This is a genomic window from Nocardioides marinquilinus (genome assembly GCF_039543705.1).
Classification (GTDB): Bacteria; Actinomycetota; Actinomycetes; order Propionibacteriales; family Nocardioidaceae; genus Nocardioides; species Nocardioides marinquilinus.
The window spans coordinates 428959-444692 of sequence record NZ_BAABKG010000002.1 but is presented as its reverse complement, the minus strand read 5'-3'; the positions used below and the strand labels follow the sequence as shown (position 1 = coordinate 444692).

15 protein-coding genes and 1 pseudogene are annotated in these 15734 nt (G+C 75.5%); 5 read left to right on the top strand and 11 right to left on the bottom strand.

Annotated elements, in window-relative coordinates; genetic code table 11:
• Nucleotide 1: 1 nt before the first annotated feature.
• The 5 genes from ABEA04_RS08145 to ABEA04_RS08125 all read right to left on the bottom strand — a co-directional run bounded on the left by ABEA04_RS08145 (nt 2) and on the right by ABEA04_RS08125 (nt 4560).
• A complete protein-coding gene (locus ABEA04_RS08145; protein ID WP_345456739.1) occupies nt 2-1147 on the bottom strand; it encodes a hypothetical protein in 1146 nt (381 codons plus the stop codon).
• Entirely contained in the window at nt 1144-1650 is a 507-nt protein-coding gene (locus tag ABEA04_RS08140; RefSeq protein ID WP_345456737.1) for an RNA polymerase sigma factor, read from the bottom strand. Before ABEA04_RS08140 ends, ABEA04_RS08145 begins: the two co-directional genes overlap by 4 nt.
• A gap of 47 nt (nt 1651-1697) precedes the next feature.
• Nucleotides 1698-2537, bottom strand: a complete 840-nt coding sequence (locus ABEA04_RS08135) for a serine/threonine-protein kinase (protein WP_345456734.1) — start codon at nt 2535-2537, stop codon at nt 1698-1700.
• On the bottom strand, nt 2534-4297 hold the full coding sequence (locus ABEA04_RS08130) for an ABC transporter ATP-binding protein (RefSeq protein ID WP_345456731.1): 1764 nt from the start codon (nt 4295-4297) through the stop codon (nt 2534-2536). The genes ABEA04_RS08135 and ABEA04_RS08130 overlap by 4 nt, the downstream gene beginning before the upstream one ends.
• 125 nt (nt 4298-4422) lie before the next feature.
• Complete coding sequence (locus ABEA04_RS08125; RefSeq protein ID WP_345456728.1) at nt 4423-4560, bottom strand: hypothetical protein; 138 nt, start codon at nt 4558-4560, stop codon at nt 4423-4425.
• A gap of 258 nt (nt 4561-4818) precedes the next feature.
• On the opposite strand from ABEA04_RS08125, the pseudogene ABEA04_RS08120 reads away from it, so the two are divergent.
• Nucleotides 4819-5088 (top strand): annotated as a pseudogene (locus tag ABEA04_RS08120) (DUF402 domain-containing protein); the annotation flags it as partial.
• A gap of 16 nt (nt 5089-5104) precedes the next feature.
• On the opposite strand, the gene ABEA04_RS08115 reads toward ABEA04_RS08120, so the two are convergent.
• Nucleotides 5105-6547: a threonine/serine exporter family protein gene (locus ABEA04_RS08115; protein WP_345456725.1), complete on the bottom strand. Its 1443-nt coding sequence runs from the start codon at nt 6545-6547 to the stop codon at nt 5105-5107.
• 126 nt (nt 6548-6673) lie between these two features.
• On the opposite strand from ABEA04_RS08115, the gene ABEA04_RS08110 reads away from it, so the two are divergent.
• On the top strand, nt 6674-7801 hold the full coding sequence (locus tag ABEA04_RS08110; RefSeq protein WP_345456722.1) for a glutamate--cysteine ligase: 1128 nt from the start codon (nt 6674-6676) through the stop codon (nt 7799-7801).
• A 192-nt stretch (nt 7802-7993) separates the two neighbouring features.
• Here ABEA04_RS08110 and ABEA04_RS08105 read toward each other — a convergent pair whose 3' ends face one another.
• A complete protein-coding gene (locus ABEA04_RS08105) occupies nt 7994-9076 on the bottom strand; it encodes a DNA polymerase IV (RefSeq protein WP_345456720.1) in 1083 nt (360 codons plus the stop codon).
• Between the two features lie 180 nt (nt 9077-9256).
• Between ABEA04_RS08105 and ABEA04_RS08100 the strand changes: the two genes are divergently transcribed.
• The gene (locus ABEA04_RS08100) at nt 9257-10897 is read left to right on the top strand and encodes a LamG domain-containing protein (protein WP_345456717.1); all 1641 of its coding nucleotides are present in this window, start codon (nt 9257-9259) and stop codon (nt 10895-10897) included.
• 72 nt (nt 10898-10969) lie between these two features.
• Here ABEA04_RS08100 and ABEA04_RS08095 read toward each other — a convergent pair whose 3' ends face one another.
• Nucleotides 10970-11320 (bottom strand): hypothetical protein, encoded by a 351-nt coding sequence (locus ABEA04_RS08095; protein ID WP_345456714.1) that lies wholly within the window; start codon nt 11318-11320, stop codon nt 10970-10972.
• Between the two features lie 166 nt (nt 11321-11486).
• Nucleotides 11487-12161 (bottom strand): HNH endonuclease family protein, encoded by a 675-nt coding sequence (locus tag ABEA04_RS08090; RefSeq protein ID WP_345456712.1) that lies wholly within the window; start codon nt 12159-12161, stop codon nt 11487-11489.
• Nucleotides 12162-12319: 158 nt separating this feature from the next.
• On the opposite strand from ABEA04_RS08090, the gene ABEA04_RS08085 reads away from it, so the two are divergent.
• The gene (locus tag ABEA04_RS08085) at nt 12320-13735 is read left to right on the top strand and encodes a WS/DGAT/MGAT family O-acyltransferase (RefSeq protein WP_345456709.1); all 1416 of its coding nucleotides are present in this window, start codon (nt 12320-12322) and stop codon (nt 13733-13735) included.
• Here ABEA04_RS08085 and ABEA04_RS08080 read toward each other — a convergent pair.
• Nucleotides 13641-14258, bottom strand: coding sequence for a hypothetical protein (locus ABEA04_RS08080; RefSeq protein WP_345456706.1), 618 nt, complete (start codon nt 14256-14258; stop codon nt 13641-13643). The two genes, ABEA04_RS08085 and ABEA04_RS08080, sit on opposite strands and share 95 nt — an antisense overlap.
• A gap of 67 nt (nt 14259-14325) precedes the next feature.
• On the opposite strand from ABEA04_RS08080, the gene ABEA04_RS08075 reads away from it, so the two are divergent.
• The gene (locus ABEA04_RS08075; RefSeq protein ID WP_345456703.1) at nt 14326-14916 is read left to right on the top strand and encodes a TetR/AcrR family transcriptional regulator; all 591 of its coding nucleotides are present in this window, start codon (nt 14326-14328) and stop codon (nt 14914-14916) included.
• A gap of 4 nt (nt 14917-14920) precedes the next feature.
• On the opposite strand, the gene ABEA04_RS08070 is transcribed toward ABEA04_RS08075, so the two are convergent.
• Nucleotides 14921-15703, bottom strand: coding sequence for a phosphotransferase (locus ABEA04_RS08070; RefSeq protein ID WP_345456700.1), 783 nt, complete (start codon nt 15701-15703; stop codon nt 14921-14923).
• Nucleotides 15704-15734: the final 31 nt, after the last annotated feature.

Below are 15734 nucleotides of genomic sequence, written 5' to 3'. Positions count from 1 at the left end.
CTCAGCCCTGCGGCTCCGGCAGCGCCGTCGCGCCCGAGGTGAGGGTCGTCTGGCACACGCTGCCGAGCACCCGCTCGTCGCTCGCGTCGGCGCGCATCAGCCCGACGAGGCGCGTGAAGCGGCCGGGGTCGTCGACGGCGGCGAGCAGCGTCCAGTCGCGGCTGTCCTCGAGCGCGGCCACGGCGGCGTCGCGGCGGGCCTCGTCGCCGTCGGCGCGGGCGTCGGTGAACTCCTGCGCCCACACGCAGCCCAACGGCTGGACGATCTGCTCGGCGAGGCCGGACCGCTCGTTCCAGCCCGCGACGCTGGGGCCCTCCCAGCCGCTGGGGGCGGTGGCGTCGGCCAGCAGCTCGTCGGCGGCGGCCGGCGTCTCCTCGGGCGTCAGCACGTCGTCGGGCAGCGCGGCGGCGAACCCAGCGGCGTCGACCTCCCGCAGCGAGCCGACGAGCTCGGCGAACTCGGCCTCGGTGGTGAGGGCGGCGTCGATGCGCAGCCCGTAGCCGTCGACGACGGGCAGGTAGGCCATCTGCTGCTGCGACTCGTAGGCCACGTAGGGCACCTGCTGGCCGAGCACCTCGATGGTGCCGGCGGTGGTGCCGGCGTCGCCGACCCCGGCGTCGGCGAGCAGCCCGCGGTACCAGCGCGTCACCGTCCAGCCGAGGCTCAGCTCGCGACCGCCGTTGCCGTAGGTGAGCGAGACGCCGTAGCCGGGGTCGGTGTCGACGTGGGTGACCTCCCAGCCGGGGGCGTCGAGGACGACGTAGCTGCTCGGCCCGCGCCACGGCCGGGCGTCGGCCTCGACGTCCCCGCGCGGCAGCGGGTCGGGCTCGACCGGAGGGGCCTCGGGCGAGGTGACCGGCCGCGGGGTCGGGGCGGGGTCGTCGGACGCCGTCGCGCTGGCCGCGGGCGCCGGGGTGACGACCGGTCCTGACGGGCCGGTGGCGTCGCCGGCGAGCAGCACGGTCGGGACGGCGACCACGGCGGCGACCGACGCGGCGGCGGCCAGGGCGACGGGCCAGCGGCGGCGGGCACCGGTCTCGCGGGCGAGCAGCTCGCGCAGCAGGTCGTCGAGCGCGCCGTCGAGGCGCAGGGCGTCGACCTCGGCGTCGGTGATCGGCGGGGCGGGCAGGTCGGGCGTGCTGGTCATCGGGTCTCCTCGGGGACGGTGGTGGTCTGCCGGCGGACGGCGGCGCGGGCCCGGCTGAGCCGCTGCCGGGCGGAGGCGGCCGAGATGCCGAGCACCTCGGCGATCTCGCGCGGCTCGAGGCCCTCCCAGGCGGCGAGCTCGAGCACCTCGCGGTCGCGGTCGGGCAGCGCGGCGAGCAGCCGCACGGCGTCCGTGCGCAGGGCGACGTCGTCCGCGGGGTCGGGCGCCCGGGGCACGGCCGTGAGCTCGTGGCGCAGCCGCTCCCCCAGGCCGTGCCGCCGCAGCCGGCCGCGGCGCTGGTTGGCCAGCACCCGCCGCGCGACGCCGTACAGCCACGCCCGGGTGTCGGGCTCGGGCGGCACCTGGCTCGGGCGGCGCAGCGCCACGACGAAGGTCTCGGCGACGACGTCGGCGGCGTCCTCCGGCTCGGCGACGCGCCGCAGCGCGTAGCCCAGGACGGCGCGCGCGTGGGCGGCGTAGAGGCGCTCGAGGCGGGCGGTCATGACTCCTACGTGTCCGGCGGGGCCCGCATCGTGACACGCGGGCGCGACTACGGACCGGGCTCGCGGTGACCGGCGAGCACGTCGCGGACGTCGTCCAGCCGCGGCCGGGCGGCCGGGTCGTGGCGCAGGGCGGCGAGCAGCACCTCGGCGACCTCGCCGGGCAGGTCGGCGGGCAGGCGGGGCGGAGCGGGCAGACGGCCCCGCAGCAGCGGCCAGCGGCGGCGGGAGTCCCAGGTGGCCTCCTCGCCGTGGGGCGCCTCGCCGAGCAGGCACTCGACGAGCGTCACGGCCAGGCCCCAGACGTCGGCGGCGGCGGAGACCGGGCCACCGCGCGCCTGCTCGGGCGCGAGGTAGCCACGGGTGCCGAGGCCGGGCGGGACGGCGGCCCGGCCGTCCGGCCCGCGGCGCGCGGCGAGGCCGAGGTCGATCAGCACGGCGCGGCCGTGGTCGACCACGACGTTGCCGGGCTTGACGTCGAGGTGCAGCCAGTCGTGGCGGTGCAGGTAGGCGAGCACCGACGCCAGCTGCCCGCCGAGCTCGGCGACGTCGGGCAGCGCGAGGGGCTCGTCGCGGCCACCGGCCTCGACGACGGCGCCGAGGGTGGCGCCGCGCAGGGTCTCGATGACGAGCGCGGGCGGGTCGGGGTCGCGGGCGACGAGCTCGTAGCCGCGCACCAGGTGCGGGTGCGCGAGCCCGCAGACGATCGCGGCCTCCCGCTCGAGGGCGGCGACCACGTGCGGCTCGTGACGGCGGTCCTCGCGCACGAGCTTGACCACGCAGCGGGTGCCGCGGGCCTCGTCGAGGGCGTCCCAGGTGTCGAGGCGGCCGCCGTGGGCCAGCGGCCGCAGCAGCCGGAACCCGGGCACGGTGGCGGTCGTCGTCCTCATGCCGGCACCGGCTGCCGCACCGGGGCCGCCGCGGTCAGGTCGACGACCCGGTCGGCCCGCGCCATCACGGCAGGGTCGTGCGTGAGGACGACGACGGTGCGGTCGCGCGGACCCGCCAGCACGGCGTCGAGCAGCCGGTGGGTCGCCGCCTCGTCGAGACCGGTGGTGGGCTCGTCGAGCACCAGCACCCGGGCGTCGGTGAGCAGTGCTCTCGCGACTGCGAGCCGCTGCCGCTGCCCGCCCGACAGCGTGCGTCCGCGCTGGCCGACGCGGGTCGCGTAGCCGTCGGGCAACCGCACCACGACGTCGTGGACGTCGGCCGCCCGCGCGGCGGCCTCGACTTCGGCGTCGGTGGCGTCGGGCCGGCCGAGGGCGATGGCCTCGCGCACGGTGGTGTCGAGCAGCAGCTGCTCCTGGTGCACCACCGTCACGGCCGCCCGCACCGAGGCGCGGGTGTGGTCGGCGACGTCGTGCCCGTCGAGCAGCACGCGGCCGGCGTCGGCGTCCAGCTGGCGGGTGAGCAGCCGGGCCACCGTCGACTTGCCGCTGCCGCTGGGCCCGACGAGCGCGACCCGCTCGCCGGGGGCGACGTCGAGGTCGAGGCCGTCGAGCGCGGGGGCGGTGGCACCGGGGTAGGTGACGGCGACGGCGCGCAGCGCCACGGCCGCGGGGGCGGCGGTGGTCGGCAGCGGCGTGGCCCCGGGGCGGTCGGCGGCGACCGGCTCGTCGAGCAGCTCGCAGACGCGCTCCACGCCGGCGGTGGCCGAGAACAGCGCCGGCACCAGGTCGGCCAGCTCGCGCACCGGCCGGTAGCACTGCAGCAGCAGGGTCAGGAAGGCCAGCAGCCCGCCGAGGGTCAGGTCGCCGTTCGAGAGCGCCCACACCCCCAGCAGGACGACGAGCAGCACGCCGGCCAGCTCGAGCAGGTCGACCATCGGCAGGAACAGCGAGCGCACGCGCGAGCCGGCCAGCTCGGCGTCCGCGATGGCGCGGTTGTGGCGGTGGTAGGCGGCGACGGCCTCGTCCTCGCGGCCGTAGGTCTGCACGAGTGCGGCGTTGGCCAGGTTCTCCTCGGTGACCGCGGTCAGCGAGCCGCCGCGACGGCGGCGCTCGCGCGAGACGTCACGGGTCAGCCGCGCGAAGCGGGTGGCGACCCACCAGAAGGCGGGCACCACGACGAGCGCCGCGAGGGTGAGGTTGAAGGCCAGCCAGCACAGCGCGGCCAGGTAGCAGGCGAGGCGCAGCACGGCACTGACGGCGGCGCTGAGCTGGCCCACCATGAACGACTCGACGGCGGCGATGTCGGAGGTCAGGCGGGTGAGGGTGTCGCCGAGGCGGCGGCGGTCGTGGGCCGCGGCGGGCTGGGCGAGCACGTGGGCGAAGGTGTCGCGGCGCAGTCCCACCAGGAACCGCTGCGAGATCCACGTGGAGAGGTAGTCGTCGGCACCGGAGGCGAGGCCGGAGAGCAGGTTGAGACCGAGGTAGGCCAGCGCGATCCACGCCAGCGGGCCGAGGTCGGCCGGCACCAGCACGACGTCCACGAGGTGGCCGAACAGCACGATCTCGACCACGGAGATGGCCGGGACGACGGCCAGCAGCACCGCGCCGACCACCAGCCAGCCCCGCAGCGGGCGCAGGCGCGGCCAGAAGCGGCGGACGACGTCGACGATCGTCAGGCCGCGCGCGGCGGCGACGATCGGGGCGTCGTCCGCGGCCGGACGCAGCAGCGCGGCGAGGCGGCGGTGCAGCGGGACGGGCATCGGGTGCTCCTGGTGCTTCGGGCCGGGGGGACGGGACAGCGGGACGGGCCGGACGCGGCAGGTGGGCGGCCCCGGGGACGAGGGGCCACCCACCTGCGCCGGGCCGGGCGAGCCGGCCGGACGGGTCAGCCGCGGCTGCGCGAGCGGCTGCGCGAGCGGTTGCGGCGCCGACGCCGCCGGCGGCGGCGGCCGTCGCTGGTGGAGTCGCCCCGCTTCGCCGACACGGCGGGCGAGAGAGCGGTGAAGATGCCGGAACGGGCCATGGTGCTGTCCTTTCGTGGTCCTTCTCGGGGAGTCGGTCCCGGTGCTCCGGGCCCGATGAGACGACTCTGACGACGCCGCGTGAGGCACCGGTGAGCCCGCGGTGAGAGGGTTCACATGTGGCTCCCGACCTCGCCCCCGGCGCCGCCGTCCGGCACGAGCTGACCAAGTGGGGCGATCGTCCGCACTGGGCCTTCGACGCCCGCTGGCTCGGCTCCGACGAGCACGGCGAGTGGCTCGGCTTCCGCACCGGGACGCCGATGGCGCGGCCCGGGGCCGCCTTCGTCACCACCGTCGACCAGGTCGGCCTGGTGCCGCGCGCCGACCACGGCGGCGACGGCGCCTGGCTGGCGACCTTCCACGCGCCGGGCCACTGGTGCGCCACCTACGTCGACATGACCACCCGCCCCTGGTGGGACGGCACGACGTGCCGCGCGGTCGACCTCGACCTGGACGTCGTCCTCACCGCCGACGGCGATGTGTACGTCGACGACGAGGACGAGTTCGCCGACCACCGGGTGCGGTTCGGCTACCCGCCCGAGGTCGTCAGCCTGGCGGAGCGGTCGTGTCGCTGGGTCGCCGACGCGGTGCTGCACCAGCGCTCCCCGTTCGACGGGGCGTCGTCGGCGCCGTGGTTCGACCGCCTCGCACGGCTCGACGACCGATCGACCTGACCGGGCCCACGAGCCGCGGGCCGGCGAGCCGCGCCTCGACGCGGCGTGCCTCGCGGGCGAGCGGCTGGGCGAGGTACTCGCCGAGGATGACGCCGGCGGCCAGCGCGAGCGCCACGGACGCCGCGCCGATGAGCGCGACGAGGCCGGCGGAGGTGTCGCGGCGGCTGCCCTCGGCGAGCAGCGACAGCCCGCGGTAGATCGCGATGCCCGGCAGCATCGGCACGATCGCCGAGACCACGACGATCAGCGGGGGCACCCGCAGCCTCGCCGCGATCGGGTAGCCCACCAGGCCCACGAAGAAGGCCGCGAAGGCGACCGACCAGGTGGCGGCGATGCCGGGCGCCTCGATGGAGCGGGAGATGGCCATCGCGACGGCCGCGACGACGGCCGCGGGGAGGAGCACCCGCTTGGGCGAGTAGGAGGCGTAGGCGAACGCCGCGGCGGCCGCGGCCGCCCCGACGGCCGCGACGCCGACGTCGGTGATGCCGGTGACCCCGGGCTCGACCCGGGGGAGGTCGACCCCGAGCGTGGCGGCCAGGCTCAGGCCGCCGCTGACGCCGGCGATGATGCCGGCGGTGGCGAGCATCGCCTCGAGGATGCGGGCGCCGGCGGTGATGTAGAAGCCGGTCAGGGCGTCCTGCAGCGCACCCATGAACCCGATGCCGGCCAGCAGCATGACGATGTTGGAGGTCACCACGACCGAGACGTTCAGGTCGAGCTCGAGCGCGGCCGCGCCCACCGCCACGAGCGTGGCCACGCCGCCGCCGGCGACCTGCTGGTAGAACGATGGCAGCCGCCGCCGCGCGATGCGCTGGCGCAGCCAGTCGATGATGACGGCCGACAGCGCGGCCAGCACGACGACGATCGGCCCGCCCCCGAGCTGCACGGCCACGCCGCCGCACATCGCGCCCCAGCCGGCGGTGACCGCCCAGCGGCGGCGGTCGTGGCCGGTGCTGACGATGCGGCGCAGCTCGGCCCGGCCGCGGGCGAGGTCGACGTCCCCGCGCAGGACGCCGCGCACGAGGTGGTCGACGCTGGTGAGGTCCTGGTAGTCGATGGTGCGGCGCACCACCTGCCGCGTGGCGATGAGCGGCACCTCGTCGACGCCGGCCTGGTGCGTCATCGTCAGCGAGATGAAGGTGACGTCGACGTCGGCGTCCCGGGCGCCGAGCGCGCGCGCCACCGAGAGCATCGTCGCGGTGACGTCGGCCGCGCCCGCGCCGGAGGAGAGCAGCAGCTCGCCGACGCGCAGGCTGAAGTCGAGGACGGGGGCGATCTCCTGCCGCTGCCCGTCGTCCTCCTCGCGCCTGGCCACGACTGCGATGGTGACGCACCGGCGCGACGCGCCCAACCCGTCGGCGCCGCGACGTCGGTCACCCCCCGGCCGGGCTCACCTGCGGGGGCGCACCGCCGCCGTGCAGCCCTGTGGAACGCTGGCCGCGTGCGGGTCGACTTCCACGCCTCGGCGGACTACACGCTCGGCGTCGAGTGGGAGCTCGCGCTGGTCGACCGCCGCACCAGGGACCTGCGCAACGACGCCGAGCACCTCTTCGCCCGCGCCAAGGCGCGGCTGCCCGACGCTGGTCGCGTGCACCAGGAGCTGCTGCGCAACACCGTCGAGCTCGTCACCGGGGTGTGCGGCACGGTGGGCGAGGCGATGACCGACCTGCGGACGACGCTCGAGCACGTCGTCCGCGCCGGTGACGACCTCGGCATCGACCTGTACGGCGCCGGCACGCACCCGTTCGCGTCGTGGACCGGCCAGCAGCTGACCGCCGGGCACCGCTACGAGGAGCTCATCAACCGCACCCAGTGGTGGGGCCGGCAGATGCTGATCTGGGGCGTGCACGTGCACGTGGGCCTGCCCGAGCGCGACCGGGTGATGCCGGTGCTCTCGGCGCTGCTCAACCACTTCCCGCACCTGCAGGCGCTCTCGGCGTCCTCGCCGATCTGGGGTGGCCTCGACACCGGCTACGCCTCGAACCGCGCGCTGATGTTCCAGCAGCTGCCGACCGCGGGCCTGCCGTTCCAGTTCGAGACGTGGCCGGAGTTCGAGGCGTTCGTGGGCGACCAGATGACCACCGGGGTCATCGACGTGCTGTCGGAGATCCGGTGGGACCTGCGGCCCGCACCGCACCTCGGCACGCTCGAGAACCGCATCTGCGACGGCGTCTCCTCGCTCGACGACCTCGCGGCGCTGACCGCGCTGATGCACTGCCTGGTCGTCGACCTCGACACCCGGATGGCGGCCGGCGAGACGCTGCCGACGATGCCGCCGTGGCACGTGCAGGAGAACAAGTGGCGGGCGGCGCGCTACGGCCTCGACGCCATCGTCATCCTCGACGCGCAGAGCACCGAGCGGCTGGTCACCGACGACCTGGCCGACCTGCTGGTGCGCCTCGAGCCGGTGGCCGAGCGCCTCGGCTGCTCGGCCGAGCTGGCCTCGGTGGCCGACCTGGTCGCCCGCGGCGCGTCGTACCAGCGCCAGCGCGCGGTCGCCGAGGCGAGCGAGGGCGACCTGGTCGCCGTCGTCGACTCCGTCGTGCGCGAGCTGCGCGAGAGCCTCTGACCCCGCCCTCCCCCGCGCCACGGCGGGGACCGTCGCCGGGTCTCGAGGCTCGGCCGTGGCCGGCCTCACCTCGACCACCGTCGGACCACCGTCGGACCACCGCCACACCACGCTGGTCGAGGTGCGAGGAGCCCTGCGACGAGCCTCGAGACCTCAGGACCCCGAGCCGCTCGAGGGCCGGTCGACGTCGGCTCAGCGCGGGTAGCCGCCCTCCGGCTCGACCATCTCGAGCCGGACGCCGAGCAGCCGCACCGGACGACGTCGCTCCACCTTCGCGAACAGCGCGAGGACGGCGTCGGTGAGCACGTCGGGGTCGTGGGTGGGGCCGTCGGGCAGCTTGCGGCTGCGGTTGACGGTCTGGAAGGCGCGGTCGCGCACCTTGAGCCCGACCCGCCAGGCCGCACGGCCCTCGGCGTCGATGTCGGCGACGACGCGGCGGGTGATGCGGCGCAGCTCGGCCTCGATCTCGGCGTCGTCGTCGAGGTCGCTTTGGAAGGTCTCCTCACGGCCGTGCGCGCGGGCGACCCACGGCGTCGGGTCGACCGGGCTGGTGTCGACGCCGCGGCCGAGCCGGTGGTACCAGGGCCCCATCGTCGGGCCGATCTCGGCGGCCAGCACCCGGGCGTCGGAGGCGGCCAGCTGCGCGACGGTCTGGATGCCGAGTGCCGCAAGCCGCTTCTCGACCTTCGCGCCGACGCCCCACAGCGCCCGGGTGGGGCGGTGGCCCATCTCGGCGTCCCAGGTGTCGTCGGTGATGCGGTAGGTGCCGCGGGGCTTGCCGAAGTCGGTGGCGATCTTGGCCTGCAGCTTGTTGCTGCCGATGCCGACCGAGCAGTGCAGCCCGGTGGCGGCCAGCACCTCGGCGCGCACCTGCGCGGCGAACGCCTCGGGGTCGCGATCGACGTCGTCGCGCACGCCGGGCCGCAGCCCGACGAACGCCTCGTCCCAGCCGAGCACCTCGACGTCGACCGGGTCGCCGTCCCACTGCAGCGCCCGCAGCGTGGCCATCACCTGCGCCGAGGCCGCCTCGTAGACCGGGAAGTCGACCGGCAGGAACACCGCGTCGGGGACCTTGCGGGCCGCGAGCCGCAGCGGCATGCCCGACCGGACGCCGTGCGCGCGCGCCTCGTAGGACGCCGTCGAGACCACGCCGCGCTCGGTGGGGTCGCCGCGCGCACCGACGACGACCGGCAGGCCGGCCAGCTCGGGGCGCCGCAGCACCTCGACCGCGGCCAGGAACTGGTCGAGGTCGACGTGGAGGACCCACCGCGACACCCCGCGATCGTAGGCGCGGCCACCGACAGCGCGCCGCCGTCGACGGCGCGGCCGAGCCTCGATCACCCGGCCACCCGGTCATACAGTCACCCGGACACTCAACTCCACCGCCCCGCGTGCCGACCTAGGGTGTGAAACCCCCCCGCACCGTCCCCTCCCCCGTCCCGATGCGGAGACGCAGTGAACCTCGTCAAGACCGCCGCGGCCGTCGCCGCCGGCGTCCTCGGTCTCACCCTGGCGCCGGCCCAGCCGGCCACCAGCCTCAGCGCCCCGGCGCAGGTCGCCCCGGAGGCGACGTCGGCACGGCCGGCGCCCGCCCCGGCCGGCCTCAGCGTCAGCCCCAAGAACTTCTTCGGCGGCCAGGCCCTCACCTTCCGCGGCCGGCTGCCGAAGGCCGGCCAGCGGCCCATCCGGCTCGAGCAGCACCTCAACCGCCCCGGCGACGAGTGGTTCCCGGTCGAGGGGTTCCGCGGCTCGACCAAGCCCGACGGCAGCTTCGACTTCCAGTTCCGGGCGCCGTCGATGTTCGGCATCAGCTACCGGGTGCGCAGTGGCGCGCTGAAGACCCGCAAGGTCACCATGACCGCCAAGTCGCAGGACCTCGTGATGTGGGTGGCCGGCGACCGACGCGACGACCCCACCAGCACCGCCGTGCCCGTGGCCGGTCGGCCCTTCCAGGTCGTGGTCGACACCACGCCCGACCTGCGCGGCCGCCCCGACACCCACGACCTGCCGGTGCTCGAGGGCCGCGAGCTCACCCTGCAGCGGCGCACCGCCGAGAACGAGTGGCGCACCATCGCCACCGGCAGGGCCGACGCCCGCGGCATGGGCTACTTCGACGGCCTGACCGCCCCCGAGGGCACCACCGTCTACCGGGTGCGGCAGGAGGACTGGTTCGAGGGCGTCACCCGCATCGGCTGGTTCCCCTCCTTCCCGACCTACGTGCGGGTGGCGGGCTCCAGCGCCGAGGCCCGCCGTCTCGAGCGTGCCGCAGCCCGGAGCCGCACCGAGCGTGCCGCCGTCCGCACCGAGCGCACCGCTCGCACCGCCGCCCCGGCGGCCCGCGGCGGCACCCGCGCCACGCAGACTGCCAGCCAGCGCTACGGCTGGACGCCGGCGATGTGGGACTTCGGCTGGGAGGCCGGTCAGTCGCTGACCAGCCCGCCGTCGGGCGGACGCGACCCGCGCGGCTACTGGCTGGACTGGAGCGACGGCACCGGCCGCGCCGCCAAGCACAACGGCGGCATCACGCTCGACTCCAAGCAGGTCGCCGGGCCCGGCACGGGCGACCGCGGCACCGTGCGCGCCACCATGCAGGGCAACGCCCGCGCCTACGGCCGCTGGGAGACCCGGCTGCGCCTGAAGTACGACCGCGACTCCGGCCGTGACTACAAGATCCTCGTCGAGCTCGTGCCCGAGCAGGCCTCGCAGTACGACTGCGGCGCGCACAACATCACCCTCGCCGAGACCTGGTCGCGCAGCTCGACGATGCGGTTCGGCGTCCGCGACGGCGGCCGCACCTGGACCGGCGAGCGCCGCATCGGCGACATCCGGCACACCGTGCCCGCCCTGGCCGTGCAGGTCACGCCGGCCCACATCACCTGGTTCCTCAACGGCGCGCCGGTGGGCACCGTGCGCGACAAGAGCGCCGTGCCCGGCATGCCGATGACGCTGCGGTTCAGCATCGTGGGTCGTGGGTCCAAGGAGATGAAGGACCTGATGGTCATCTCCGACTGGCAGCGCGGCTTCACCCTCGAGCGCGGCAAGCAGGTCACCGGCGGCGGCACCCTGGAGCAGGACACCGTCTCGGGCGGCTGCTGAGGCAGCCCGCTGGGCCCACCCCGTGGCGAGCGGGTTCCGTGCTCGCCACGGGGCGGTCCCGGTCAGGGACGGCTACCCGTGGGCCCGCACCCACGCCAGCGACCGCTTCAGGTCGGCGAGGTCGCGGTACCAGGTGCGCACCTCGACCCGGCACACGATGCGGGCCTTCCAGGTGTCGTACTCGCCGCACTCGGCGCGCGCCTCGCTGTCGGTGGGCGGGTAGATCGAGCTGCCGTCGGCGTAGGTGATGCCGAAGCCGTTGGCGGCGTCGCCCTCGACCTCGACGATCACCGGACGGGCACCGGCGGCGGCCTGCAGCCGGGGCGCATCGGCGGCCGCGGCGAGCGCCGTCGGCGTCACCACCGCGGCGACGAGGGTGAGCAGGACGAACAGGGCGCGCAGGGCGCGCAGGGGGTGGGTCATGGGCGTTCTCTCCAGGGATCGCTGCCACCGGCACCTCCGGCGGCACCCGGGAACCTAGGCAGCCGCGCCGACGTCCACGCCCCGCTCGCGCGACCCTGTGGAGAACCCGGTCGCGAGACCCGCCTGTGGACGGTTCGTGGTCATTTCCGCGCCCAGCGGCGCGACCTCAGCGGGCGCGGGTGACCGTGATCGTGGTGCTCGAGCACGACGGCGCCAGCGAGGTCATCGCCGACTTCTCCGCGCTGTCGACGCTCAACCGCCAGCGCAGCTTCACCGCGACGAACTCGGCGAGGTATCGGCACTGCTGCTGCGGGGGCAGCCACTCGGCGACGTCCTGGTCGCCCTTCGAGCGGTTCTCGGCCGCGGTGACGCCGACCAGGGAGCGGTGGTCGCCGAGGTCGTTCGCATAGGCCTCGCGGGTGGCCGCGCTCCAGCCCGACGCGCCGGAGTCCCACGCCTCGGCCAGCGGCACCATGTGGTCGATGTCGAGGTCGGAGGCCGAGGTCTGCGAGACGCCGTCGTAGTAGGAGTACCAGCGCCCTCCGCTCAGCGAGCAGCCGCTGCCGACGGTCGGGGCGTCGTCCGCCTCGCTGATGAGCACCTCGTCGCGCGTGTCGCAGCCGTCGCCGTCCGCGTCGACCCAGTGGTTGAACAGGTCCCGGTCGTAGCCGGTGCGGCTCTCGGTGGCGACGGGCAGGTCGCTCACGGCTGTGGCGAGCGGCGCCGAGTACTGCTCGGCGTGCGCCGGCGCGACGTCCACGCCGAGCGCGAGCCCGGCGGTGACGACGGTGGCGGTGAGGGTGGTCGCGACACGGCGGACCAGGGGGCTCCGGGCGGTCATGGGGTCTCCCGAGAAGGACGACGGACGGCGGGCGCCTCGACCCTCCGCGACCCCGAGGCCCCACCGCAACCCCGGCGGCCGAGGTCGAGGGAGAACCCTCACCCGCCCGCCGCCACGTGGAGGTTGTGGCGTTCGCCACGCCCCGACAGGATCGGCCCGTGGCCACCCCGATCGATCCGACCGCCGTCGCGTTCCTGCTCGCCGAGAACCGCAGCATGCCGATGCACGTCGGGGGCCTGCAGCTGTTCACCAAGCCCGAGGGGGCCGGCCGCGGCTACGCGCGCGAGATGTACGAGGCGATGTCGGGCGTCGAGGACATCGCGCCACTGTTCCTCAAGCACCCGCACCGCTCGGTGCGCACGGGCGGCCAGCTGGTCTGGAAGCCTGACGAGCAGTTCGACATCGAGCACCACGTGCGCCACAACGCCCTGCCCGAGCCCGGCCGGGTGCGCGAGCTGCTCGACCTGTGCGGGCGGCTGCACAGCACCCGCCTCGCCTGGGAGCGGCCGCTGTGGGAGGCGCACCTCATCGAGGGCCTGCGCGACGGCCGCGTCGCGATGTACACCAAGACCCACCACGCGCTGGTCGACGGCGTCTCGGCGATGCGGCTGCTGGCGAGCGTGCTCTCGACCGACCCCGACGAGCGCGACATGCCGCCGCCGTGGGGCGTGCTGCCACAGCGTCCGCGCCCCGAGGAGCACGACGACGAGGACGGCGACGACGGCGGCCGGTTCGCCGGCGTCCCGGTCTCGGCACTGCGGGCCGCCCTCGGCATCACCGCCGAGGCCGCCGGCATGCCGGGCGCGCTGGTCAAGACGCTGCGCAAGGGACTGAGGAACGAGACCTCCTCGCTCTCGCTCTACGCGCCACGCACGCTGTTCAACCAGAGCATCACCGGCTCGCGCCGCTTCGCCGCGCAGGACTGGCCCATCGAGCGGTTGCGCGCCATCGGCAAGGCCACCGGCACCACCATCAACGACGTCGTGCTGGCGATGTGCGCGGGCGCGCTGCGGGCCTACCTCATCGACCACGACGCCCTGCCCGACGCGCCGCTGGTGGCGATGGTGCCGGTCGGGCTCAACGCCAAGCAGTCCCACATCGCCTCCACCGAGGGCGGCAACGCGCTCGGCGCCGTGATGGTGCAGCTGGCCACCGACCAGGCCGACCCGGCGCGCCGGCTGGGCGCCGTCCACCGCTCGATGAAGGACGGCAAGGAGGCGCTGTCGTCGATGACGCCGGTGCAGATCCTCGCCATGAGCGCGCTGGGCCAGGCGCCCGCCATCCTCACGCCGATGCTGAAGATGCAGGGCATCCTGCGCCCGCCCTACAACGTGATCATCAGCAACGTGCCCGGCCCGCGCACCACCCACTACTGGAACGGCGCCCGCCTCGAGGGCACCTATCCCCTGTCGATCCCGATCAACGGCATGGCCCTCAACATCACGTGCACCTCCTACGACGGTTCGATGGCCTTCGGCCTCACCGGCTGCCGTCGCACCGTCCCCCACCTGCAGCGGCTGCTGACCCACCTCGACCACGAGCTGCAGGCGCTGGAGAGGGCTGCGCTCGGCTAGCCCGCTGCGGCAGCTCCCACAGCGGGCCGCCGACCAGCCAGAGAACGACGAGCACCCACACGCCGCCGCCCGACTGCACGATCGCGGTGCGCTGGTCGGGGTCGGCCAGCAGCGCGAGCAGCCCGAGGACGGCGCTGGCCACGGCCGCTGCCAGCACCACGCGCAGCCACTCGCCCCACAGCGCCGCCTGCCGCTCGCGCGAGCCCTTGGCCGGCTTGGGCGGGGGCGGCGGGCCGCCGGCGAAGCGGTGGGCGAAGCGGACGTCGGCCCAGCGCACCAGGCGGTGGCCGAAGGCGACGCTGAAGCCGAGGTAGACCGCGGCCAGGTAGTGCGGCGTCTCGAAGGCGCCGCCGCGGCTCAGGTCGAGGGCCGCGGCGACCAGCAGGACGACGTCGACCAGCGGCGTCAGGGCCAGGACGACGGCGCCGGCGGTGCGTCGGCGCAGCGGGTAGCGCAGCAGCATGCCGAGCCCGAGCAGCACCCAGAAGGCGACCTCGCACACGACGATCAGGGCGACGATCACCTCGACCTCCTTTGGCAGCACGACCGTGTCAGCACGCAACGTAGCACGACCGTACTACCATGAGTCGGTGCCCCGACTCATCGACCACGACCAGCGCCGGGCCGAGCTGGCCGAGGCGTGCTGGCGGGTCATCGCCGAGCGCGGGGTCGGCGCGGTCTCGGTGCGCACCGTCGCCGCCGAGGCGGGGGTCTCGGTCGGCTCGCTGCGCCACGTGCTGCCCACCAAGGGCGGGCTGCTGGCCGCCGCCATGCGGCTGTGCCTCGAGCGCGCCACCGCCCGCTTCGCCGCCCACTCCCCCGACCTGCGCACCCGCGCCGACGCGATCAACTGGTTGACTGAGATGCTGCCGCTCGACGCCGAGCGGCGCCTCGAGATGACCATCCACCTCGCCCTGGCCGCCGAGGCCGCCGGACACCCCGAGCTCGCCTCGCTGCGCGCGGCGCCGGACGACGCCGTCCGCAGCGGCTGCGAGGTCGTGCTGCGCACCTGCGCCGCCGCCGGTCTGCTGCGCGACGGGCTCGACCTCGATGCCGAGACCACGCTGCTGCACGTGCTCCTCGACGGCCTCGCCTTCCACCTGCTCGGCCCCGCGGCGCGGCTCTCGGACGACGCGGCGCGCGCCATCCTCGACGCGCACCTGGCGGCCCGCTGGGCCTGACGGCTCAGTCGAGCAGGTGGCGGTGCTGCTCGACCCAGACCGCCTCGCGCTCGTACGACTCCAGCGCCCCGTCGGCCACCCAGGTGCGCTGCGGCTCCTGGCCCCGCTCGGCGAGGCTGCGGGCGAGGTCGGCCGTGCGCCGGATGCGCGCCGCCACCTCGTCGACCACGTCGAACGACGGCAGGTCGCCGTAGGCCTCGACGAAGGCGCGCGACCGCGCACCCCGGTCGGGCACCCGCGGGAAGTGGTGCCACTCCAGCGCCATCTCGTCGGTGCGCCACGGTGCGAACCACTGCAGCGCGTAGGCGACGTCGTCGAGGCGCGGCCCGGGGTGCAGGAAGTCCCAGTCGATGAGGGCCACCGCCTCCTGGTCGCGCCACACGACGTTCCACGGGCCGGGGTCGCCGTGGCACGGGACGACGTCCTCACCCGCCACCGCGGGCGCGCCCCACACCGCGTCGTCCGGCGGCGTCCAGCCCGCCCCGGCGTCGTGGATCGTGCGCAGCAGCCGCGCGGCCGAGGTCAGCCCGGCGTCGGTGTGCTGGTGCGCCCAGCCGTCACCGCCGCTGTCGCCGTCGATGAGCCGCAGCGTCTCGACGCCGTCCTCGACCCCGATCGGCTCGGGCACGCAGGTGAGGCCCTGCGACCGCAGGTGCCGCAGGTAGGCGTGCACCGTCGCGGTCATCGGCCCCGCCGGCCGTCGCACGACCTCGGGTCCGACCTCGACCACCCGGTGCTGCGCGTTGGCCTCGGCCGCCCGCTCCAGCCGCTCGAGCTCGTCGGTCACGGTCGGCACGCTACGCAGCGACGGCGCTGCT